Source organism: Bacillus sp. Root920 (genome assembly GCF_001429445.1).
GTDB classification, from domain to species: Bacteria; Bacillota; Bacilli; order Bacillales; family Bacillaceae; genus Bacillus; species Bacillus safensis.
In genome coordinates this window covers 460,826-484,617 of the sequence record NZ_LMJV01000001.1, presented here as the reverse complement: position 1 = coordinate 484,617, position 23,792 = coordinate 460,826, and the positions used below count along the sequence as shown (strand labels likewise).

The following is a 23,792-nucleotide window of genomic DNA, read 5'->3' as shown; positions in this document are numbered from 1 at the left end:
TCCTATTTTCATTCAATATCCTTGATACACCAATTGATTTCTTCAATCCCCATTTGCTTTAAATACGCGTTTACCTTTGAAAACGGCCGGCTGCCAAAAAAGCCGTTTCTTGCAGAAAAAGGACTTGGATGAGGTGACTCAATGATGAAATGCTTGTTTTGATCAATGCGTTTTTTCTTGTTTTGAGCATGTCTTCCCCATAACACAAAAACGACGGGCTGTTCACGCTGATTCAGCACATCAATCACGCGGTCTGTCACACGTTCCCAGCCCTTGCCTTTATGAGAATTCGCCTCGCCTTTTCTCACAGTCAGCACAGTGTTTAACAGCAGCACACCCTGCTCTGCCCAGCTGACAAGTGAGCCGTGGTTTGGAACAGGACAGCCAAGATCATCCTTTAGCTCCTGAAAAATATTTCTCAAAGATGGCGGATGTTTGACGCCCGGCTGAACAGAAAAGCTTAATCCATGTGCCTGCCCTGGGCCATGATAAGGGTCTTGTCCTAAAATCACCACTTTGACCTTTTCATATGACGTCAAATGAAGAGCACGATACACGTCATCTGGTTTTGGAAAAACGGTCTGCGTGCGATATTCTTCCTTCATCCATTCACGTAATTCCTGATAATACGGCTGTTCAAATTCACTTTTCATCACAGCCCACCAGCTATCATTTAAAAATGGCTTCATTGTGGTTTTCCTCCTTCTACTTGCTGCGCTAGTCTGGAGATCATCGGTTTTCCATCCCACACAATCTCACTCTCTGATTCTCTTTTTTTCATCGCCGGTTCTTCTAATAATATAGCAAAGTTCGCTGTCGGCAGATCGCCCAGTTCATGCTTTTCACTTAAATCATCTAAGTAGTTTTTCCTTGTTTCACCAAGATCACTAGACTGATTTCCACCGCCGTCAAAAAACGCATAGATCACGCTCGCAGCTGGCACTCGTTTCACTCGGGCATGCTGTGATACACGCAAAAAGAAGTCCCAGTCCCAATAATGATGCATCGCTGGATCAAAATAGCCAATCTCATCGTGTATACAGCGTTTGTACATACTGCCCGAAGGAACATATGTAGAAAAGACACGCATATCCTCAATATCTGCTGTATAAGCAAACAAACGTCTCGACAGCGGAAAACGGGTCGCGCCTTTTTCTTCAAATGATACAATTTCTGCATCAGAAAAGACAAAATCGGCATCCTCCAGCGCCTTGCTCATGCGTTCGATATGACAAGGTGTGAAGTAATCATCGTCGTCACTCAGCATGATGACGTCGCCTGTCAGCTCCCGCACCCCCACATTTCTGGCATTGACATGCTGGACATTCTCATCTAAATGAATCAAGCGGATCGGAAGCTCAGGGTAAAGCTCCCGAATGATGTCGACTCGCTCTCCTGCATCATTGACGACAACAATTTCAAAAGGCTGTACGGTTTGTCTTGTAATGGATTCAAGCAGCTCACACAGTGCGCTGAGCCGGTTATGTGTCACAATTAATAAGGAAATCTTCATATGCAGCTTACTCCTTTAATAGATTCGTCTTTTTCCATTAAAACATAAATTGACTTTCTTCTCATGATATAAAAGGCGGTTTGATTTGATGGGAAAATGGGAATTTTTGATGAAAAGGAGTGATGATGATGGAATATATCACGGTGGAGAATAGTAAAGAAGCAAAACAGACCATTGACCACATTCATTCATCGGGATCATCAAAGGACGCTGTTTTTGTTTTTGCCTACGACCCAGAACGCTCTGATACCGTAACAGAGCATACAGACGCCAAAAGCATGACAGCGGTCGATCAAGGAATTTTGGATCAAGTCGCCAATGTCATTCGCACCCGGGATGATGAACTGATGGCCAAAATGATGTCAACTGGGGCCGATCAAGAGTTAGCCTTAACCCTTTTAGACGAGCTGAAAAAAGGGAAATTGATGATTTGTAAAAGGTAAGAAAGAGAGGCGTTCCGAAGAGAGGAACGCTTTTTTATGCCGTTTCATTGTGATAAACGGAAAAGCTGATTATAATAAGGGATAGAACAATAACTGTTACACATCACATTGGAGGTTCAGCAACTATGTCTATGAATAAAGCACTCACCATCGCAGGTTCGGATTCAAGCGGCGGTGCAGGTATCCAAGCAGATTTAAAAACGTTTCAAGAAAAAAACGTCTACGGGATGACAGCTTTAACCGTTGTCGTTGCAATGGACCCACATAATCATTGGGATCATCAGGTGTTTCCAATTGATACGGCGACAATTCGCGCGCAGCTCTCTACCATTGTAGAAGGCATTGGTGTAGATGCACTGAAAACGGGTATGCTTCCTACCGTCGACGTGATCGAGCTTGCAGCTGACACCATCAAAACATACGACCTTAAAAATGTCGTCATTGATCCTGTCATGGTTTGTAAGGGTGCAAACGAAGTCCTTTACCCAGAGCACGCGGAAGCACTGCGTGAAAAGCTCGCGCCACTGGCAACCGTTATCACACCTAACCTTTTCGAAGCAGGTCAATTAAGCGGAATCGGCGAGATTAAAACGATCGAACAAATGGAAGAAGCAGCAAAACGCATTCACGAACTTGGTGCAAAGTATGTGGTTATCACTGGAGGCGGTAAGCTCAGCGAAGACAAAGCCATCGATTTACTTTATGATGGACAAACCTTCGAGCGCCTTGAAACAGATAAAATCGACACAGAATACACACACGGCGCAGGCTGCACATTCTCAGCAGCAGTCACAGCTGAACTAGCGAATGGATCAGACGTGAAAGAAGCCATTTATGCAGCAAAAGAATTCATCACGGCTGCCATTAAAGGCTCTTTCCAGCTAAACGAATACATCGGACCAACAAAGCATTCTGCTCATCGTTTTGACAAATAAAACAGAAAAAACCGATTCGCCTTGTTAGGAGGTGAATCGGTTTTTGTTTATCGAAAGCTTCGTCTCTGTGCAAACAGCCAATCTGTTAAGCCTGGCGTCTCATAAGCAGGCGTCCATGATGCATGGTCATATCCATACTTACTTGCATACTCCGTATAAAGCGGCTGGCCGCCAGCTTTTTGAATAGCTTGAATTGTATTTCTTGCATAGCTGATAGGGATAATGGAATCATCTTCTGCATGAAATGCCCATATTGGCTTGTTTGCTAAAATTCCTGCCTTGCTTGGATCTGCTCCCCCCGCAATAGGAATCATTGCTGCAAACAAACGAGGATATGTGATGTTCAACTGGTACGTGCCAAATCCACCTTGTGATAAACCCGTCGCATAAATTCTTTTCTGATCAATCTGATAAGAAGTTAACACATGCTGAAGGACATCATAAGCTTTGTGTAAATCTGGTGAAAATTGAAACACGTTCGTCAGGTCGATTTCATTTTGCAAATTTCTTGTTAATGCAAAGCCTCCATCGACAGCATCTCGCGCCTGAGGTGCAAGTACGTACGAAGGATGTTTCTTTTGGACTTCAGGAGAAGCCCATAAAACTGCACCATCATTCGCAAGTAACTGCTTTTGATTGTCTGTTCCCCTCTCCCCGCCTCCATGTAAGAATAGGACGAGAGGATAGGCTTTACCCCTTTTATGGTTTTTTGGAATATACAGCCGATAAGGCATTCCTTGGTATTCGAAAGATAAAAAAGATGATGCAATGTCCTCTCGTGTGACAAAGCGATAATTGTACGTAGACGTGGAAAGGCGGCGGCTTTTCTTGTAAACGCTTACTTTTAAAGTCGTATCAGTTTCGATATGAATGGGCTTTTTGTATAACTGACTTTGAGTTGTCGGCTGGCTGCCATCTGTTGTGTAATAAAGAGAAGCTTTTTGAACGTGAGAATGCAGAGCTACCTCTTGTGAACGATAATATTGACCAGATGGGACTGAAGCAGTTGATGCAGCATACGACGTATGATTTCGGGCAGAAGAAACGGAAGGAAAAAGAAAACTCATAGAAAATAGGACAATCATAAAGGTGATCAGGCACTTCTTGGTTGTATGGTTCATATTGTTCCTCCTGTACATGCTCAGATGAATTTTTTATTTATTATTGATCATGACAATATAAATGTCAACGCTTTCATTTAAATTTCTGAATAATCAGTCGGAATACAAAAAAGCGTACCCGCAAGCAGGTACACTCTTTTATCCATACATGAATGCCTATTTTTGCTGATCGGACTCTTTCGCCATTTTTCGAATAAAGGCTTCAATGGATTCAACAAATAAAGCATATTCTTTCATTTGTTTATACGTATCTGACAGCTTCTCTTTCACTTCTTCCTGCTCTAAAGAAGGTTCACCGAGAATAGATTGAACTTGAATGAGCAATTCTTTATATTCTTCACGTTTATCTTCAACATGATCTGCCATTGTCTCCAAGCGTTTTCTAGTCGTCGGCTGCTGTTTTGAATTCAAGTAAACAACCCCTTTTTTTGTCCTACCGCATTTGGATAAACGTCAGCCTCAGCTGTATATATTTTAAAATGATACCATAATTCCACCTGTTATCATATATGTAAAACGTCATCAAACCGCTTTAGGCCAACCTTGTATATACACGCTATAGGCTCTAAGATACAGGCTGATCTCACTAGAAAAAAGCAGATCATTGATCTGCTTAGATTGTAGAGAATTTATTTTTCAAGCCGGATTTCCCCTATTTCCTTCTGACTCTTTAAGGGAGTTCTTCTTTGCTCAAATTTCATAGCTAATACTAATAGGAAAGCTATTATTAAAATCATACTTAAGAAAATCAAACCGGCCTGCATTTTTCCTGTAGCATCTTTTAGCCACCCAACTGCATAAGGGCCAACAAAACCTCCTAGATTCCCAATTGAATTAATGACTGCAATTCCAACAGCTACTGTGGCTGGACTCAATATCATAGTAGGTAATGACCAAAAAGGACCTTTAAAACAATACATGGCTGCCAATGAAATAGTGATAAAAATCATTGCAATAAATGGATTGGACACCATTCCTACACTGAGTAACGTTAAACCAGCTACGAGTAACGGTAAAGCTGTGTGCATACGTCTTTCACCAGTGCGATCTGAGCGTCTTGACCAGTAATTCATGACGATTGAAGCAATAATGTAAGGGATTGTAGCAATGAAGCCGATCTGGGTGTTTGATAAATAGCTAGATAACCCTTTAATAATTTGGGGCATCCAATAACCAACGCCCAGTGTACCTGCAGTATATACAAAGTAAATTAAGGCGAGGTACCACAGTTTAGGATCAATCAAGGCCGTCTTATGACTAGAGGCTTGTCGGCCTTGCTTTTCTCTTAGCTCCTCGTCCTTTCTTAATTCTGACATCACCAATTTTTTTCTTCAGCTGTTAACCACTTTGCTTGTTCTGGCCGGTCTGTTAAGTAGAAATATGTAACAAACCCTAAAATAACAGCAGGGGCGCCTTCGATAATAAACATCCAACGCCATCCAGGTACATTCATCCAATGAATATGATCAATAATTAAGGTAGAAACGGGAGCTCCAATAATATAAGAAACTGCGATTGCTGTCATAAACATCGCAATTGTACTTGCTCTTTCTTTAGCTCGGAACCAATAAGTAAGGTATAGAATAATGCCAGGAAATAGACCTGCTTCTGCTATTCCAAGAAGGAATCGAATAACATAAAGCTGGGTAGCATTCTGAGCAAACCCAGTTGCCATAGAAATAATCCCCCAAGTAAAGAGAATCCTAGTAATCCAAACTCTTGCCCCAAATTTTTGCATTAAAATATTACTTGGTACTTCAAAGAGAAAATAACCAATAAAAAAAATACCTGTCACAAGACCAAACATTTTACTTGTTAGTCCTAATGCTTCGTTCATTTCCAATGCAGCATATCCCACATTTGCCCTGTCTAGATAAGAAATTATATAGAGTAAAAATAGTAACGGGATTATTCTTCTTGTCACCTTTCGAATCGTCTTCTTTTCGAAATTCAATTGAGAATTTTCCATTCAAATTCCTCCTTTTAAAATAATTAAAAAGAAATTTTGATAACGCTTACATTCATTTGGAAATAAAGAGATACTCTTACGGTTCGGTAAGATGTGTAAGAGTATCTCCATTTACTCTTCTGTTGTTTCCTCAAGACAGCGAACAAAATGAAAACTTTCTTTCATCGTGTCAAAAACGTTTATTTTCAACTAAAATTGCTCTCAAGGTCTGGTTTACCGTTAAAAATTACATGTTTCGGTTGATAGTTAATGTTACCTAACACCGTTTCTCCATCTACATCGGGAAAGGCAGTCTCAATAGAAGTAGAATCTAGAACCACAAGGTGATTTGGAGTAAAAGTAACATCGTCAATTCCTAACAATTTAGGAGCTGTTACCAGAACTGCTCTAAAAGCTTCATCAAGAGACAGTCCACCTACAATCATTTTAGAAATGATGTAGCTCATGTTATAAACAGGGTATTTTCTCCATGACGCGCTTGTTAAATCTGTACTGATCGTATCTGGTTTAATTCCCTCAGCTAAGCATTTATAAAAAACATTCCAATTAAAGTGTTTTCTACCGTGACCGATATCTAATACTATTCCTCTTTCTACTGCATCTAGAAATTCTTTTTTTACCTTCCCGGCAGTATTTAACACGTTTCCATCCCTTCCTTGAAATGGATGAGTGAGAATGTCCCCTTTATTAAAATATTGTGTTACCTCTTCAATATCTAGTTGAGTTTCAGTTAAATGAACCATCATTCGTAAATCAGTTCGATCGGCTGCTTCTCTTGCTAAGCGTAATAAAGACCGGTCAGTCGTTTTGTCCACCTGACCTAAGCGAATCTTAATTCCTAATAAACAATCATCAGCTAAAGATGCAACTTCAACAATTCGATCCAACGAAATACTTTCTGGCTTGGTTGGGTTAGGATTGGGGTGATTGGTTAGCCCTTCTGGTAAAGCTGATAACCAAGAACGAACTGTTAACGGGCTGTTTTCCCAATAACGATTTGCTTCCTCCCATCCGTCATAGCCAAAAGTACCCGCGTCCCCAACTGTAGTTACTCCTGAGGAAAGATATTGTTTATCTGTTACACCAATCTCTGCTCCAGGTGCCCATACATGACAATGAAAATCTACTAGTCCCGGTACAATTACGCTAGATTCAGATAAATGAATATCCCTATCATTCTCATGAGTAACTGTAATGCTTGTAGACTTATTTGGAATGAACCCCTTTTCTGACCAAATAGAACCGCCTTTAAAATTCCATACTCCCATGCAAATACACCCCTTAACTTCATATTGATTTAATAGATTAATTTTTTTAATTGTTTGCAATAGCAACTTCTTTACATGCCTTGATAACATCCAACCACTGGTGCTAAATCACTGACCAACATACACTCCTCTTCATTTTGGATAGTGGAAACAATCACCTAAGTAGAATTTTTAATCTGTTTACTGCCAGCCATACACCAACAAGACAGCGCTTTCAAAAATGAAATGAATGACGCAACCCCCAGCTTTTTGACAACTTTCATTTTAAAGACAGAGCACCCCTCATCATAAAAAAGTTCATATGCTTTAGCCTATGTAATAAAAATTACTTTATTTTATATGAAAGTAATATTCATTACCAATAATTTAAATGTATGTTATCACTCATAATTAATAAAGTAAACCTTTTTTATAAAGAACAGCATGATGAAGTAAAACGAACAGTGAAGCAAATGAGAAAAATCGTTTTAACTGATAGTTATCAAGAAAATATAATGGAATTAATGGTGAGGGGATGCAGATGTCGTGGTTGCCATTGGTCCAAAATCCAAAAAACCAAAAATTCCACTGATCATAAGTGGAATAAGATGCAAGACTTTCTTTGGCTGAAGCAGCTAATAATGTCAAAAAATCGATTAATCCTGAGGAAGGCGGGGTTAGTTTTCAAAACTGATCGATCAGAAGCAGAACTATTTAAACGGGCTGATATGATTGAAGTTAAATTTTGACAAGGTACTTTAGCCGGAACTGGCGGGGAATTTAACAAAGAAAACGAGGATGCGGTATTGGGGTCCCCAATATCCCGCACCTCGATTATCTGATAGAGAAATGTAATTCTACATCGGCACCTTCTCTATCAATCGTGCGGACGGTGCTGAAGCGCCCTTTTTTTATGCCTTGCTGTTTCTGTTACTTTCAATTTCACGTCATACTGATCATCACTTGTAGGTTAAGGATCATCGATTTGCTTCTCTTTGTAAATGCCATGTCTTCAGTTTCAGCTTTGTTTCATTTCTGCCACTGATGGAGATCGATTTATTTCCCGGGGAAGGAAAGTAACGTGCAGTAAAAACTTCTCGGCCTCCGTTTACAAAAATCTCAATTGACGATGAGTCGATAAAGATATGAAGGTCGTGTAATTCCTCTATAAGTGCTTCACGAACTTCCTTTGATCGATCTTCAAATCGATCCCGCTCTAATGTCAGCTTCCCTTCCTCTTTATCATAGATGATGCGTGCTGCTGCACGGATACAGCATTCAAACCCTTTTTGTGTATCAATTTGATCAATGAATACCTCTGCGCTCGTAATATCCTCTACAGGGATGGAATGAACAGAACGTTTAATATGAAAAACATACTCTTGTTCATTGGTCCGCATGGATTGAAGTTCACTTACTGGTTTTTGAATCAGATGTCCGTCAACATCTAAACGGAGCTCTCTCGGGATCGTGAGGCAGTGTATCCATTGATAAGAAATCGTCGGATGATGCTCTTCTCCTTGATCAGGCACCCCCATCCACCCGATTAAAAGTCGTCTGCCTGATTCATCTAGAAAGGTTTGCTGCGCATAGAAGTCAAAACCGCGGTCCAGCTCCTCAAACGCTCCGTGTGTATATTGATAGGAGTGATCATCCAATGTGCCAACAAAATAGCCTGATTGATGTGTGTTGTGATATTTTAAGCCATCCGGCTCTAGTCCTTGCGGTGACACAATCAATACATCCCGGCCGTCTAATTCAAACAGATCTGGACATTCCCACATATAGCCGAAATTGTCTAAACCATTCTTTCCGCTGCCTGCAATCGTGCCTTGAAACGTCCAATTATCTAACGTATCAGAGGTAAATAAGACAAGGTGTCCTTTCAGGTCTAAGCTTTGTGCACCAAGGACCATGTACCACCGGCCATTTCGCTTCCATACCTTCGGATCTCGAAAATGGGCAGTGAACCCTTCAGGGAGCGTTGCCACGACACCTTTTTTCTCAAAGTGAATACCATCTTCCGAAACAGCTAAACATTGATACGTCTCACGGTTCCCTTGTTCATCCCGAACGTTTCCAGTGTACATCACGTGCATCTGCCCACCTTCTATAAATGCACTGCCAGAATAACAGCCGTTTTGATCAAACCAATCACTTGGGGCAAGAGCGGCTTCTTCGTGCTGCCAATTGACTAGATCTGTCGATGTATAATGCCCCCAGAATTTTGCACCATGCCCCGTTTTGAATGGCTGCCACTGATAAAAGACGTGGTAAATTCCTTTCCACTGAATCAGCCCATTCGGATCATTTAAAAGACCGACTGGCGGCATCAAATGAAAATGCTGCCGGTACACATCCTTTTTGACCAAATGCTCATAGTTTCGAATACGGTCTGCTATCTTTTGACGAAGTGCTGCGTCAGTTGTTGTCATGACTGTGACCACTCCTTGATTATTTTTCGACTTCTTTTACTTTAAAAATGATAGTGAGAATAAATGAAACAGCAACAGCGATTAACATACCAATCACATAATTGACCACATTCTGAATACCGAATGGTGCTGCAATCGCAATCATCGGAATGCCTGTTAAACCATAAGCATTGGCAGCTACCTTCGTGAAAACGACGAATGCCCCGCCCAATGCGCCTCCAATCATCGCCGCAATAAATGGTTGACGATAGCGGAGGTTTACACCAAATATGACAGGCTCGGTAATTCCTAAAAAAGCAGAGAAGGCAGCAGGAAGGGCAATTTCTTTTGTTTTTGCACGCTTGGCTAAGAAAAAGACAGCCAATCCTGCTCCGCCTTGCGCGACATTGGACATTGCCCAGATCGGCAGCAAATAGTTACGCCCAATATCATTCAGCAATCCTGCCTCAATCGCATGGAAGCTATGATGAACCCCTGTGAGCACAATTAAAGAGTAAGCACCGCCGAAAATGAGTCCTGCTAAGAACCCTGCATGGTCATAAATAAATGTCAGTGCACTCGAAATTCCTGTACCAAGCATTCTTCCAAGCGGTCCAACTGCAATAAACGTCACAAATCCAGTGACAATCACGGTCACAAATGGGGTCACAAGTAAATCAATACTGTTCGGAACCATTTTTCTTAAATTCTTCTCAACAAGGCACATGATATATACGGTCAATAGCACTGGAATGACCGTCCCTTGGTAACCAAGAAGAGCAATATCAACATTGAATAAATGCATATACTCTGGTTTTGCTTCCGTCAATCCCCACGGATTAAGCAGATTCGGGTGAACCATAATTCCCCCAATGACAGCCCCTAAATACGGATTTCCGCCAAACTCTTTCGCTGCACTGACCCCAATTAAAATCGGTAAAATGATAAAGGCTGCACTTGAGAACATATCAAGCATTTGAAAGATCGCAGAGCTTGGATCAGCCCATTTGAAGGCTTTCATCATGCCTAAGAGACCCATTAACAAACCGCTTGCCACAATTGCTGGAATGATCGGTACAAAAATATTCGATAGCGTCTTTGCAAAACGCGCAAGTGGATTCATTTTTTGTTTCACTGCTTCATCATGGCTGACAGGCTTTTGATTCTCGTCGCCTGTCTCAAGACCAGTCTCACGAGCAAATGGTTCATACACTTTGTTGACAGATCCCGTTCCAAAAATGACCTGAAATTGCCCTGAACTTGAGAAAGCCCCTTTCACACCTTCAAGTTCTTCAATGGCCTCTTTGTCAATCAAATCCTCATTTTTCACCACCAATCTGAGTCTTGTTGCACAATGCGTTGCACTGATGACATTTTCTTTGCCGCCTAACAGTTTCATTAATTCTTTAGCTGTTTTTTGATAATCCATGATGTCTCCTCCTTTTTTAAAGCAAAAAAGACCTAAAATTCACCAACGAGTAAAGGACATACACGTCCCCTCGTTACGCAAATTTTAGGTCTTGCCTGCCTGACAGTCACAATCCCGCGATATCAATTTTTGATGACGCTTTCATCATAGTATAAGACTGTGACATGCGTCAACCTCTTTTTTCAAATCCAATGACCCATATACACTAATAAGAGTAGTGTGCATAAAAAAAAGCCTGCATGCAGGCACGATCATTTTAAACCAATTCGGCTTCCTGCAGACGCTGGACATGCAGCGTGATGTAGCCGATCTCCGATTCAGGGAGATGAAGTCCATATTCATCTTTTAACAAATCAGCGAGTCCAAGTGCACACCGGTACGCCGTACCATACTTTGTTTGGATAAAAATCAGCATGTCTTCGTCCATGATTTGAAATGCCTCATTCGATTCCAACCTGCCTAATGCATACCTCAAATGTGTCACAAGCCGCTGATAGGAAATACTATCCTCATCAATTGAATGCTGAAAATAGCTTTCAATATGCTCGATCATTTCTTTAATCATCGTTGTATATTTCACGGTCTTTTTCATGGACTCCGTATTCATTTTGGCCGTATGAATATGAAGTGCCACATATCCTGCCTCATCGTCCGGCAGTTCAACCCCAAGCCGCTCCTTTACATAACGAATGGCATACTTTCCAATCTCATATTCCTGCTTATATAAGACTTTGATCTCACCAAGCAATTTATTATATAGCACAATGCCTTTTTGAAGGCGTTCAATGGCGAAGGACAAATGATCAGTCAGTGATATGTGAATGTGATCACTGAGCGGCATCATGAGTTTCCCCTCTGCATAACTGATGATATGCTCTGCCACCTCAATATGCGCTTCTGGCAATGTGGCAAGAATTTGTTTGAATTTCTCATTTTCTTCACGCACAACAAAGATTTTCTCTATTTTTTGAAGAGGAACGACGTCATTTTTCCCCTTCTGAAAAGCAATTCCGGGTCCCATCACAATTTTCTCCTGATCGCCCTCCTTCACAACCACTGCGTTGTTATTCAATATTTTATATATCTTCAAGGGGTATCCTCTCCCAGCAGATAACATTTCTTATGTGGGATTTTACCCTGTTTCACTTTTTCTGTAAAGGTAAGAGCGGACCAGCACGCGCCTCTCGCATCGTCTTCTCTTCAAGCATCATCAGACTTTGAGTAAACCGCTTCTCTGCCTTGCGTTTCTTCTTATGTTCCTCTGCCAGCTTCTCCAGCTCTCTCTCTTTCACTACTTGAAAGAATCCAGCATCCGCCGCGGCCGTCTGAAACCCTTGATTCTTCATCATCACACCAGGGTTCACAAGCACATTCATCATGAAACCAAACCATACGCTCAACCAGCTTTTTAATTTCTTCACTGAACATCCCTCCGCTTTTCTTAGAATCTAGCAGCTCTAGCAAAACAACTGCTCCTATCATATCCCGAGAAAAAAGAGAGGTTTGTCACAATCTGGGTGAAAAAACCAACTAGTTTTCAGAAGTTTTGTTGAAAAGTGCAGAAGATCATCATGTGCCTGGATGTTTCATTGAAAATTTTATACACACGCTATCCCAAAGATAAGCACACCTTATCAACAGGATTTATCCACATATCAACACCCTCTTACTAGATTTTGTGTATGTAAATTTTTTATTTTCCATATATGTATCTGAATAATCGAGTTATCAACAGACATTTGTGAATAAGTGCGACTTTATAAACAAAATAGTTCTTTATCACTATGTAAAATAAGACCATTTTAGTAAAGGAATTGTTTTCAACGTATTGAATACTTAATAACGGGCAGTGAATCTTTCCTATTTATCCACAAAAAGAAAGGCTATCTCCCTAAAAACACAGCTAGAAAGGGGAAAATTAATGAAAAAGGTCATATCTCGTTCTTCTGTTCTATTGTTCTCCACTATTTTTATTTTATCCACATTCTTTACCGGTCAACAGGCTGCTGCTGCTCCATCTAACAAAAAGATGGAACTAGAAAAAGCAGAAATCTTCGGTGAAATCAATGTCAACTCGAGAAAACAAACCACTGTCATTGTTGAATTAAAGGAAAAATCCTTAGTTGAAGCCAAGCAAGAAGGCAAATCACAAACAAAAGCCTCCCTCAAAAAATCTCGAACAAAAGTAAAGAACGCAGCACTCAAAGAGGTAGATAAAGCGAGTGTTCGTCAAGAATATGAAAAAGTCTTCTCTGGTTTCTCTATGAAACTTCCTGCAAACGAAATCCCGAAACTGCTCGCAGTTGATGGAGTAAAAGCCGTTTATCCGGATGTTACATATAAAACCGATGAAGTGAAAAAGGAAAGCATCCAGCTTCCAAACGAAGATGTCTCCCCGCTTATGGATAAGAGCGCTCCATTTATCGGTGCACCAAAAGCATGGGATGCCGGCTATTCTGGAAAAGGGGTCAAAGTCGCAGTCATTGATACTGGAGTAGACTATACCCACCCTGATTTAAAAGGAAACTTCGGTTTATACAAAGGCTATGATTTTGTTGATAATGATTATTCTCCGCAAGAGACACCTAAAGGAGATCCTAGAGGCGAATCCACAGATCACGGCACACACGTTGCAGGAACGATTGCGGCAAATGGACAAATTAAAGGGGTCGCAAAGGATGCCACGCTTCTTGCATACCGTGTACTTGGACCAGGTGGATCTGGAACAACCGAGAACGTTCTTGCAGGCATCGACCGGGCTGTTACTGACGGAGCAGATGTCATGAACCTCTCTCTTGGGAACAGTGTCAATAACCCTGATTATGCAACGAGCATTGCACTCGATTGGGCCATGTCTGAAGGCGTTGTAGCTGTTACTTCGAATGGAAACAGCGGTCCTAATAACTGGACTGTCGGTTCTCCCGGCACGTCAAGAGAGGCCATTTCTGTCGGGGCAACTCAGCTTCCGTACAGCCTTTACAATGTGAAATTCCCGAATTATTCTACTGCAAAAGTCATGGGATACTACCAAGAGAGTGATTTAAAAGCGCTTGACCAAAAACAAGTCACACTCGTCCAAGCAGGAATCGGTGACGAAAAGGCATTTGAAGACATCGATGTTAAAGGAAAAGTGGCCGTAATTGAACGTGGTGCCATTGCTTTTGTGGATAAAGTCGACAATGCAAAAGCCGCTGGTGCAATCGGCGTTGTGATGTATAACAATACCGATGGAGAGATTCCAGTCGACGTACCAGGTCTCGCACTTCCTACAATTAAGCTGTCAAAAGCTGAAGGAACAGCGCTTATCAAAGCCATTGAGGCTGGAAACGATACAACGGCTTTCTCCATTCAATTTGTCAAAGAACTTAGTGAGCAAGTCGCTGACTTCTCATCCCGCGGACCGGTTGTGGATACGTGGATGATTAAGCCTGATTTATCAGCACCCGGTGTCAGCATTGTGAGTACGATCCCAACGCATGATCCTTCTCAGCCTTACGGATATGGTTCTAAGCAAGGAACAAGTATGGCATCTCCGCATGTGGCAGGAGTTGCAGCGATCATCAAACAAGCAAAACCATCGTACTCAACTGAACAAATCAAAGCATTGCTGATGAATACAGCAGAAAAACTATTTGACGCAAATGGCAGCCCATTCCCTCATAACACACAAGGAACAGGCAGCGTTCGAATCATGGAATCACTTCAAGCGTCTTCTATCATTTCTGATGCGAGCTATTCATACGGCACTTTCTTAAAGGAAAAAGGCGTTCAAATCAAAACGAAGAAATTTAAGGTAGAAAACCTTTCAAAAGCACCGAAAACGTATACCATTGACTACAAATTCAATGGCAGCGGCATTAGCACAAACGGAACGAAAAAAATCACCGTCAAAGGGAATTCCACTGGATCCTTTACTTCCGCAGTACAGGTGAATTACGGAAAAACCAAAAAAGGGACGTACCAAGGCAGCATCACCATTCGCGAAAATGGCAGAAAGGTCACGGAAATCCCTACTTTATTGATTGTGAAAGAGCCTGATTATCCGCGCGTCACTTCTGTTTCCGTAGAGCCGGACAATCGTGCTGGAAGCTATGTCATTAGCAGCTACCTGCCTGGCGGTGCTGAGAACCTTGCATTCCTTGTCTACTCGACCGATGGAGAGTATTTAGGTGAAGCTGGTGTTTATCAACATGTTGATAAAGGAGAGCACCGCGTAAAATGGAATGGCACAATCAATCAAGGCCAGAAGCTTGAAGCTGGTGAGTATACAATGCTTGCGTATGCAAGTTTGAAAGGAAAATCAGATACCGTACAAACGAAGGAACCTTTCGAAATTTACCCTGAATAAATGTGAATCACAAGAAAAGCCTTGTATGAGCGGATAAGCTCATCAAGGCTTTTCGATCATATATGGAGGAAAGAGAAACTCATGTTGATATTGCTATGGATCGTTTCTTTTTTTACTGCTTTTTTTCTGACGATCACATTGGTTTATTTTCTAACCTTTTTACATATGAAGCAGCCTCGTCCTTTTCATCAAGCATGCGAGCTGACTGTTTATGCTTCCTGTATCTATCCGCTCAGCCTGCTGGTGTCAGCCGCCTTCTTCCTCACCATGATGCTCCTTTTCCCCTTGTACTGGCTCCGCAGGCGATAAATACACATACGTTATGCATCAAAGGCTTCTTTTAATAAACGATACGATGTGAGCCTGTCTTGCATGTGATGTGTGATGGTCACAGCGATCAATTCATCTGTCCGATAAGCCTTCGCGAGTGTGGTCAGCTGCTTTTTCACAGATGCTGGTGTTCCAACGACCATCCTTTGACGATTGGCAGCCACTCGTTTTTGTTCATAAGGACTGTAGGAATACGACTGTGCCTCTTCATATGAAGGAAAGCCATCAAGATTCAGCCCCTGTTCATTGGCAAGTAAAGATAAATCTAAGCTGACAGCCAGTTTTTCTGCCTGCTCCTCTGTTTCGGCACATAAAACAAAGACTGCCAGACTGACACGCGGCTGATCACCGAATACTGAAGGTTCAAATCGATTGATATATTGCTCCACAGAGTCTTCTCCGCCTTCACCATTAATAAAAAGCGCAAACGTGTAGCCTGCACCTGCTTTCGCCGCAAGCCTTGCACTCCCTCCAGAAGAACCAAGCATCCATACTTCTGGCGCGGTCTCTACCTTCGGAGAAGCAGTCAAATGAGGCAGCGGGTAAAATTCATCCGCTAGATCATGTAAATAGACCTTCAATTCCTCTACCTGCTCAGGATACTGGTCGCCTAGACGCTTTCGCTCACCATGATGAAGGGCAATGGAGGAAATAGGCATACCACCAGGGGCACGTCCAATCCCAAGATCGATTCTGCCAGGAGCCAGCGCTTCGAGAACCCTGAAGTTCTCTGCTACTTTATAGGCGCTGTAGTGCGGGAGCATAACGCCGCCAGAGCCAATGCGTATGTGCGATGTAACGGCTGATAAATGGCCGAGAAGCACCTCTGGACTCGATCCTGCAAGCCGGTTTGAAAAATGATGCTCTGATACCCAAAAACGGTGATAACCCCACTTCTCCGCCTGCTTCGCCAGTTCAACCGTCTGCTTCAGTGCTTCAGCAGGCGTAGCGCCTCCTATCAAAGGAGATTGATCCAGTATACTTAATTTCATTATGCTGCACCTCTTACAGAAATCCCCCTCTCTTAATGGAAAGGGGGATGTCTTATTTATTTTCGATTAAATCCCTTCTCTTTCACAAATTCTCCAAGGAAGGCACGCTTTGGCTGGCTAAAGCCCCGCAGCATCTGCTCAGACCAAGTATCTTTTCTCTCACCGTTTGTTCGTGCTTCATAATATGCGGAAATACGATCGTCGTATTCTTTTAAATAACGATCCACATGCGCTTCATCTTGCTGATATGAATTTTCATGATAGATTAGTTCAACTGGCAGCCGTTCCTTTTGTGACGACTGATTAGCTGGATGGCCAACAGCCAGACCGAATAACGGCAGCACATAAGATGGCGTTTCAAGCACTTCAGAGACTTCTCTCAGCTGATTACGCAGTCCGCCAATATAGCAGATCCCAAGTCCCATTGATTCTGCAGCAACACTGACATTTTGTGCAGCCAATGCCGCATCGATGACGCTAATGAGAAAGGCTTCCGTATTCTCAAGCGCCTCCTGATGATTCTTCCCTGCTTTTTTTGCAATATGATCATGGCGTTTCAAGTCTGCACAGAAGACAAAGAAATGCCCGTTCTTCTCAACGTATGGCTGATTCCCAGCCAGTTCAGCAAGCTTGGCCTTCTTCTCTTGATCTGTCACCCCAATAATACTATACGCCTGTACGTAGCTTGATGTTGAAGCAGCCTGTGCACTTTTGATCAGTGTCAGCACCTCTTCTTCTGTCAAACGCTCGTCTGTAAACGAACGGATGGATCGATGATTTAATATGGTTTCTATCGTTTTGTTCAATTCGAAGACCTCCTTCACTTCTTCTATCATAAGGCAAAGACATAGGGCTTTTCAAAAATTAAAACTCGCATAAAAAAAGACAGCCTATACTTAGACTGCCCTTACTCGTTTTATTTAAATAAATAACTTTGATATTTCGTTAATTGAACGCTTGCGTTATAGGCGATCCCGAATCCAATGAGAACAGACAAGACAGAGCTTCCTCCAAAGCTGATAAATAAGAGCGGAATCCCTGTTACAGGCATCACGCCAATGTTCATGCCAATGTTCTGGAACGTATGGATTACAATCAATGCTGTATATCCTACGCAGAAGAATGACGCAAAACGGCTATAAGGATGGATACGGTCAATCAGTACGACAAGCCGGTAAATCAAGAAGAAGAACATGATCACAACAAACGCACAGCCGATAAAGCCAAAGGCTTCACCTATAATGGAGAAAATCATATCCGTTTGTGCTTCAGGAACATAGACCTTTAAGTTTTTAATGCCATTCCCAAAAATCTGCCCTGCACCAATGGCCATAATCGCCTGCTCTACTTGATATTTATCAGATCCAGATGCATCCTGCGTCTGTGCTTGGTTGGCTGCCGAAGAACTATCAGGCAGCCAAGCGGTAATCCGGTTAATTTGGTACTGCTGAATGCCGATTGTTTTCGCAAAATCAGGGAAGAGAATGATGACGGCTAACACAGCGGCAACCAATAGTACAACCACTGAACCGATGAGAGAAATCAGTTTCCAATTCACCCCTGATAAAAACACCATCACAACAACAATAAACATACAAACAGCCGCAGTCCCTGCATCCTGCAAGAAGATCAGTCCAACTGGTACAGCTGCCACACCGGCAATTTTTAATAGAAGGAAAATATCATCCTCTAATGTCCGCTTTCCTCTAGGTGAAGACTTTCCAATAACAGATGCGAGCATCATAATCAAACCAATTTTCATGAACTCAGAGGGCTGAAATGTCCCTATTCCAGGTAACACAAACCAGCTTTTTGCACCATTTTTGATTGGGGCAAAATCATGACCTCCGATTTGTGCAGGAGCGATTTTCAGAAGAATTAACAGCATAATGCCGCCTATAAATATATATAAGCTCAGTTTCTCTAATTGCTCTAAGTCAAAATAATTAATAGCAACAATACATATAACTCCGACCATATAGTATATGATCTGTCTGGTCCACGCATTAGATCCGTACTGCCCAAATTGACCCGCAGCATAAATCGCAATGATACTGATGGCAAAGAAGGCTAAAAATATAAAAATCAAATCTCCTTGATAGTAAGGAGATGTATTCTGCTTGTTCATGAACTAACCACCCTTATTACAAAACATAAAAGCCCTTATTTATATTAGATTGAAATTTTCACAAAATCAACTCACCTTAAATATGACGGAAGATACATCCGAAAGGTTCCATTCAATTTTCAAAAAATGAAATACTTTTCATCCTAACAATAGGAAAAAATCCCTCTATACACTTTTCATTCAATCGATCTCAAGTCCTTTAAAAAGTTTATTTTACAGATTTTAAGGGAAAAATTCAATGACCTATGTGGCAATATAACAAGTAAACATCAGATGAGATAAGCTGCACTGAGGAAAGAGGAATAAAACCATTTTGTATGGAATAAGGCCCATTTTCCAATTATTACGTTTACTTCAAAGTCAATTGTGGTATAATACTTGTAACAAAATGTTCACAATATCTCCTAAAAACAGACACAATTGCATCCTGACCTCTCATTTGATTTGAATATCAACTTACAAAGGAGTTGGATACGATGGATATGTTCTTTGCGTACCTATGTATTGCAACGGCTACACCCCTGTTTTTATGGCTGGAAAACAGAAAAATTGCATTAGCATCTATTCCACCCATTATGATTATGTGGATTTTCTTCGGTCTTTACATGACAAGCAGTTTATCTCCAGCAGGACATACCTTCATGATCGCATTCTTTGCCATTAACGTGATTTTGGCTCACATTGCAGCGTTCCTCATCTACGGACTTCCATTCATTCGCAAAAGATTCAGCAGCCGATAGATATCGCCCAACTATTGGAAGCGTTATCACCATCATGATAAAAACCACTCACCTTCAAGAGATGAGTGGTTTTTTTATTATTTCTCTGAATGCTCAGACTGCTTTGGCGCAGACGGTGAATACCCGTCTTTACTGTTCTCTCCGTGGCTGTAGTGAGCCGCAAAGATCCAAACAGATCCGATGACGAAGATAATCGCACAGAACAGACCAAACAAAGTATTTCCGACTTGAACAGTTCCATTCTCGCTCTCTGTCATGTGCATAAACATGAACAGCTGCAAGAATGCTTGAATGAACGCAAAACCAAAGATAATCCATAGCTTTGCGGAACTGCCAATTTCAGCTCCAATCGCAATCCAGAATGCTAAGACTGTCAGCACAATGGATAGGATAAAGCCAACTACGTGTTTCCAAGGGAAGTGTTCGTGCTCTGCTGAGGAATGTGTTTTTCCAGCCATATCACAAAAGCCCCCCTAATCCGATCAAGTAAACAGCTGTGAAGATGAAAATCCATACAACATCAAGGAAATGCCAGTATAGACTTGAGATGAAAATCTTCGCTGCTGTTTGTGGAGTTAATCCACGCTTTTTAATTTGGAACAAGATCCCGGTAATCCAGAAGATACCGATCGATACGTGTAGTCCGTGAGTTCCTAAAAGTACAAAGAATGCAGACCAATACGCACTTGTATGGATGCTCGCACCTTCATGTACATAATGGAAGAACTCGAAAAGCTCAAATCCAACGAAGCCTGCACCTAGAAGCAGTGTGAGAATCGTCCAAATGACAACCCCTTTTGTACTTCCACGGCGCATTTCATGAACAGCAATCCCGCATGTAAATGAACTAACCAATAGCAGGAATGTCATGATCAATACAAGCTTCATATCAAACAGCTCAGCTGGTAAAACGCCGCCAGCTGTTCTGCCATGTAGAACAAAGTAGGTCGCAAAAAGTGTTGAGAACAACACGATTTCCGCGCCAAGGAATATCCAGAAACCAAGGATGTTTAAACGTCCGGTTTCAGACTGATATTCAAGCGGTGCATTTGCATAGCTGCTATCATTATGTCCCATTACTTCTGCGCCTCCTTATTCTTTTTCTCTGTTTCAATGACTTCTTCAACAGGAATATAGTAGCCATCGTCATACTCGAATGAACGTAAAATCATCGTTGCGAATACACCGATTAAGCCAATAACGCCAATCCAGTACCATTCAAATACAAGACCGAATGCACCAAGTCCAAAGAATGCAGACATGATCAGCGGTCTGCCTGAATTATGCGGCATGTGAATTTTCTTGAATTCTTTTTCAGGATGAACGTCCACATTGTTTTGCTTCCAATGATGGAATGCATCTGGTGTTGTCACTTCTGGAAGTGCTGCAAAGTTATAATGCGGCGGAATTGCAGAAGATGTCGCCCAGTCAAGTGTACGTCCTTCTCCCCAGCTGTCTCCAGACACTTCACGTTTTGAGTGTCTCCAGCTGTAGTAAATGTTGTAGCAAAGGATGATGAATCCGATACCCATCATAAATGCACCAATTGTTGAAATAAAGTTGAGTGCAGTCCAGCCATCTTCTGGTCCATACGTATAAATACGTCTTGGCATTCCTTGCAGCCCTAGGAAGTACTGCGGGAAGAAACAGATGTTAAATCCGATCATGAATACCCAGAAGAACCATTTGCCGATTCTTTCGTTTAACTTGTAACCAAACATTTTTGGATACCAGAAAACAAGACCAGCAAAACAAGCAAATACAGTACCTGCGATTAATACATAGTGGAAGTGGGATACAAGGAAGTACGTGTTATGGTACTGGTAATCCGCAGCTGCCATCGCAAGCATAACCCCAGTTACACCACCGATTACGAAGTTCGGGATGAAACCAAGTGCCCAAAGCATTGGTGATGTAAAGCTGATACGGCCTCGATACATCGTAAAGAGCCAGTTAAAGATTTTCACACCTGTTGGTACAGAAATCGCCATTGTTGTAATCGAGAAGAATGAGTTAACCGCTGCACTGTTCCCCATTGTAAAGAAGTGGTGAACCCACACAAGGAAACTAAGAACAGAGATTGCCACAATTGATACAACCATCGCTTTGTAACCAAACAACTGCTTTCTTGAGAACGTCGCAAAGATTTCTGAGAAAATACCGAAAGCCGGCAGGATAACAATATATACCTCAGGATGTCCCCAAATCCAGAAAAGGTTCGCCCAAAGCATCGGCATACCGCCTGCTTCGAGTGTAAAGAATGCAGAACCGAATAAACGATCAAATGTCATAAGTGCTAAAGCAACTGTTAGTACAGGGAATGCAAACACGATGATGACAGACGTAATCAATGTTGTCCATGTAAACATTGGCATACGCATAAGTGTCATACCTTTTGTACGCATTTTTAAGATGGTCACCATGAAGTTAATACCTGTCATAAGTGTACCAATACCTGCAATTTGGAGCCCGAGCAAGTAGTAGTTCTGTCCAGGTCCTGGTGAGAAATCATTTCCGGCGAGCGGCATGTAACTCGTCCAGCCTGCACTTGGTGATCCTCCAATAACGAAGGAAATGTTGAACAGCATTGCTCCGACCATAAATGTCCAGAAGCTAAGGTTGTTCAAATAAGGGAATGCAACGTCACGTGCACCAATTTGAAGAGGAACAACGACGTTGATTAAACCAATTAAAAATGGCATCGCCATGAATAGAATCATGATCGTACCATGCGTTGTAAAGATTTCATTATAGTGGTTTGAATCTAAAAACGTATTATTAGGAAGCGCCAGCTGCGCGCGCATCATCAGTCCGTCTACCCCACCGCGGAAGAACATAATCACAGCAGCAAGGATATACATGATACCAAGCTTTTTATGATCAACTGATGTCAGCCATTCTTTCCAGAGCCATTTCCACTTTTTAAAGTAGGTTAAAACAAACACGATGGCAATGGAAGTAAGAGCGATAGAAATTTGCGCACCAAGAATTAATGGGTCTCCAGTTACAAAAAACTCATCCCATTTTAAATGCATAACGGCCTCCTCCTTTCCTTAGTCAGTTTATTCTGTTTCTAATTTTCTTTTATAGTTCTTCACATTCTCGAAAGGATCTGTCTTGGAATGCGGAGAAACTGCTTGATAACCTAAACGTTTGCGTGCTTGGAGTGCATATTCAGAATCTTCTCCGTGCTTCGCAAAGGATAAATGTGTTGATGAGAATGTCTGCACATCTGCAGCATCAGGAAGCATCAAGTAGTCATACGTTTTCTTCGTTAACTTTGGTGCTTCTTTCTTCGTTTTGTTTACCCATTTATCATAGTCAGACTGCGTCATCGCATTGACTTTGAATTTTTGCTGAGCAAAGCCCTCGCCTGTGAAGTTGGCGTTTCTTCCTTGGTATGTGCCTACTTCATCAGCTTGAAGATATTGTTCCATTTCCATTCCAGCCATCGCATACTTCTCCCCGCCTAGCTGAGGAATCCATAGTGATGCCATTGTATCAGCGGAAGTGATTTTGAATAAAACCGGCTGATCTTTTGGAATGTTTAAGTAGTTCACTGTCTCAATATTTTCCTCTGGATAACTAAAGATCCATTTCCAATCAACAGCTGTCGCATAAACGACGAGTGGATCTTTATGGCTTGTTGCTTGAGGTGCCTCTTCCAAAGAGTAAATTGTTTTTACAGTTGGAATCGAAAGAGCAGCAACGATTAATATTGGGATCACTGTCCAGACAACTTCTAGAAGCGTATTCCCGTGTATTTCTGGGTTATAAGAGGCGTTTCCAACGTCCTTACGCTCACGGTATTTAACCAAAATGATGGTAAACAGTACAAATACCGCACCAACGATAAAGAGCATGAATCCAATAGATAAAAGGATTAAGTCTTTTTGTTGTGCTGCGACTGGTCCTTTAGGATCTAAAACAGCGATATTGCTGCAACCTCCTAATACAAAAACACTCACGAGCATCGCTAATAAAAGCATAGGTTTAATGGCTCTGAACAAGAAGATCACCATCCTTCCTTAAATAATGTATAAATTGCTGAATAATTGTGAAAAGCCATCTGCCTTCGAAAACTTTTCTTCCCTTTGTAATGCTATCAAAATCTGTTAGAGTTAGCTTCCCTTTTTTCAAAAGTTCATTTATTTTTCAACAGATTTCTCTCAAAATGTCATAA

General features: G+C 41.7%; 22 protein-coding genes. 4 read left to right on the top strand and 18 right to left on the bottom strand.

The features are described 5' to 3' along the window. Positions 1-8: 8 nt before the first annotated feature. Together ASE42_RS02105 and ASE42_RS02100 are read right to left on the bottom strand one after the other, a co-directional pair. On the bottom strand, positions 9-689 hold the full coding sequence (locus ASE42_RS02105; RefSeq protein WP_056765465.1) for a uracil-DNA glycosylase: 681 nt from the start codon (positions 687-689) through the stop codon (positions 9-11). Then, positions 686-1,513 carry a glycosyltransferase family 2 protein gene (locus ASE42_RS02100; RefSeq protein ID WP_024426409.1) on the bottom strand — a complete coding sequence of 276 codons (828 nt, stop codon included), beginning with the start codon at positions 1,511-1,513 and terminating at the stop codon, positions 686-688. Before ASE42_RS02100 ends, ASE42_RS02105 begins: the two co-directional genes overlap by 4 nt. Positions 1,514-1,641: 128 nt before the next feature. Here ASE42_RS02100 and ASE42_RS02095 point away from each other — a divergent pair, with 128 nt between their 5' ends. Both ASE42_RS02095 and ASE42_RS02090 read left to right on the top strand, forming a co-directional pair. Next, the gene (locus ASE42_RS02095; protein WP_056765464.1) at positions 1,642-1,956 is read left to right on the top strand and encodes a general stress protein; all 315 of its coding nucleotides are present in this window, start codon (positions 1,642-1,644) and stop codon (positions 1,954-1,956) included. Between the two features lie 125 nt (positions 1,957-2,081). Next, positions 2,082-2,891 (top strand): bifunctional hydroxymethylpyrimidine kinase/phosphomethylpyrimidine kinase, encoded by an 810-nt coding sequence (locus ASE42_RS02090; RefSeq protein ID WP_034621888.1) that lies wholly within the window; start codon positions 2,082-2,084, stop codon positions 2,889-2,891. 47 nt (positions 2,892-2,938) lie between these two features. On the opposite strand, the gene ASE42_RS02085 is transcribed toward ASE42_RS02090, so the two are convergent. The 9 genes from ASE42_RS02085 to ASE42_RS02045 form a co-directional block, all read right to left on the bottom strand. Beyond that, a complete protein-coding gene (locus ASE42_RS02085) occupies positions 2,939-4,012 on the bottom strand; it encodes a chitobiase/beta-hexosaminidase C-terminal domain-containing protein (RefSeq protein WP_056765463.1) in 1,074 nt (357 codons plus the stop codon). Between the two features lie 156 nt (positions 4,013-4,168). After that, positions 4,169-4,423 (bottom strand): hypothetical protein, encoded by a 255-nt coding sequence (locus ASE42_RS02080; RefSeq protein ID WP_024423823.1) that lies wholly within the window; start codon positions 4,421-4,423, stop codon positions 4,169-4,171. Between the two features lie 218 nt (positions 4,424-4,641). Then, positions 4,642-5,328, bottom strand: coding sequence for an MFS transporter (locus tag ASE42_RS19325; protein WP_268750492.1), 687 nt, complete (start codon positions 5,326-5,328; stop codon positions 4,642-4,644). After that, the gene (locus tag ASE42_RS19320) at positions 5,328-5,981 is read right to left on the bottom strand and encodes an MFS transporter (RefSeq protein ID WP_268750491.1); all 654 of its coding nucleotides are present in this window, start codon (positions 5,979-5,981) and stop codon (positions 5,328-5,330) included. The genes ASE42_RS19325 and ASE42_RS19320 overlap by 1 nt, the downstream gene beginning before the upstream one ends. A gap of 185 nt (positions 5,982-6,166) precedes the next feature. Further along, a complete protein-coding gene (locus tag ASE42_RS02070) occupies positions 6,167-7,309 on the bottom strand; it encodes an amidohydrolase family protein (protein ID WP_162253744.1) in 1,143 nt (380 codons plus the stop codon). Positions 7,310-8,205: 896 nt separating this feature from the next. Beyond that, positions 8,206-9,663, bottom strand: coding sequence for a sucrose-6-phosphate hydrolase (locus ASE42_RS02060; RefSeq protein ID WP_056765460.1), 1,458 nt, complete (start codon positions 9,661-9,663; stop codon positions 8,206-8,208). Positions 9,664-9,682: 19 nt separating this feature from the next. Then, positions 9,683-11,071 carry a sucrose-specific PTS transporter subunit IIBC gene (locus ASE42_RS02055; protein WP_056765457.1) on the bottom strand — a complete coding sequence of 463 codons (1,389 nt, stop codon included), beginning with the start codon at positions 11,069-11,071 and terminating at the stop codon, positions 9,683-9,685. A 256-nt stretch (positions 11,072-11,327) separates the two neighbouring features. Continuing rightward, complete coding sequence (locus tag ASE42_RS02050; protein WP_056765454.1) at positions 11,328-12,161, bottom strand: PRD domain-containing protein; 834 nt, start codon at positions 12,159-12,161, stop codon at positions 11,328-11,330. A 52-nt stretch (positions 12,162-12,213) separates the two neighbouring features. Further along, positions 12,214-12,492, bottom strand: a complete 279-nt coding sequence (locus ASE42_RS02045; protein ID WP_056765451.1) for a hypothetical protein — start codon at positions 12,490-12,492, stop codon at positions 12,214-12,216. A gap of 500 nt (positions 12,493-12,992) precedes the next feature. On the opposite strand from ASE42_RS02045, the gene ASE42_RS02040 reads away from it, so the two are divergent. Next, positions 12,993-15,419 (top strand): S8 family peptidase, encoded by a 2,427-nt coding sequence (locus ASE42_RS02040; RefSeq protein WP_056765448.1) that lies wholly within the window; start codon positions 12,993-12,995, stop codon positions 15,417-15,419. 320 nt (positions 15,420-15,739) lie between these two features. Here ASE42_RS02040 and ASE42_RS02030 read toward each other — a convergent pair whose 3' ends face one another. From ASE42_RS02030 to ASE42_RS02020, 3 genes are all read right to left on the bottom strand, one after another. After that, positions 15,740-16,741 (bottom strand): LLM class flavin-dependent oxidoreductase, encoded by a 1,002-nt coding sequence (locus tag ASE42_RS02030; protein ID WP_080780785.1) that lies wholly within the window; start codon positions 16,739-16,741, stop codon positions 15,740-15,742. A gap of 56 nt (positions 16,742-16,797) precedes the next feature. Then, complete coding sequence (nfsA, locus tag ASE42_RS02025) at positions 16,798-17,547, bottom strand: oxygen-insensitive NADPH nitroreductase (protein WP_039182366.1); 750 nt, start codon at positions 17,545-17,547, stop codon at positions 16,798-16,800. A gap of 110 nt (positions 17,548-17,657) precedes the next feature. Then, complete coding sequence (locus ASE42_RS02020) at positions 17,658-18,869, bottom strand: FtsW/RodA/SpoVE family cell cycle protein (protein ID WP_024426424.1); 1,212 nt, start codon at positions 18,867-18,869, stop codon at positions 17,658-17,660. 476 nt (positions 18,870-19,345) lie between these two features. Between ASE42_RS02020 and ASE42_RS02015 the strand changes: the two genes are divergently transcribed. Then, on the top strand, positions 19,346-19,609 hold the full coding sequence (locus ASE42_RS02015; RefSeq protein WP_008345491.1) for a spore morphogenesis/germination protein YwcE: 264 nt from the start codon (positions 19,346-19,348) through the stop codon (positions 19,607-19,609). A 77-nt stretch (positions 19,610-19,686) separates the two neighbouring features. Here ASE42_RS02015 and qoxD read toward each other — a convergent pair whose 3' ends face one another. Genes qoxD through qoxA form a run of 4 tightly spaced genes read right to left on the bottom strand, consistent with a single transcriptional unit; the run spans position 19,687 to position 23,628 of the window. After that, positions 19,687-20,067, bottom strand: coding sequence for a cytochrome aa3 quinol oxidase subunit IV (gene qoxD, locus ASE42_RS02010; RefSeq protein WP_012011667.1), 381 nt, complete (start codon positions 20,065-20,067; stop codon positions 19,687-19,689). A gap of 1 nt (position 20,068) precedes the next feature. Then, on the bottom strand, positions 20,069-20,686 hold the full coding sequence (gene qoxC, locus ASE42_RS02005; protein ID WP_024423834.1) for a cytochrome aa3 quinol oxidase subunit III: 618 nt from the start codon (positions 20,684-20,686) through the stop codon (positions 20,069-20,071). After that, entirely contained in the window at positions 20,686-22,644 is a 1,959-nt protein-coding gene (gene qoxB, locus ASE42_RS02000; RefSeq protein WP_024423835.1) for a cytochrome aa3 quinol oxidase subunit I, read from the bottom strand. The genes qoxC and qoxB overlap by 1 nt, the downstream gene beginning before the upstream one ends. A gap of 27 nt (positions 22,645-22,671) precedes the next feature. Beyond that, positions 22,672-23,628, bottom strand: a complete 957-nt coding sequence (gene qoxA, locus ASE42_RS01995) for a cytochrome aa3 quinol oxidase subunit II (protein WP_087977856.1) — start codon at positions 23,626-23,628, stop codon at positions 22,672-22,674. Between the last annotated feature and the right edge of the window lie 164 nt (positions 23,629-23,792).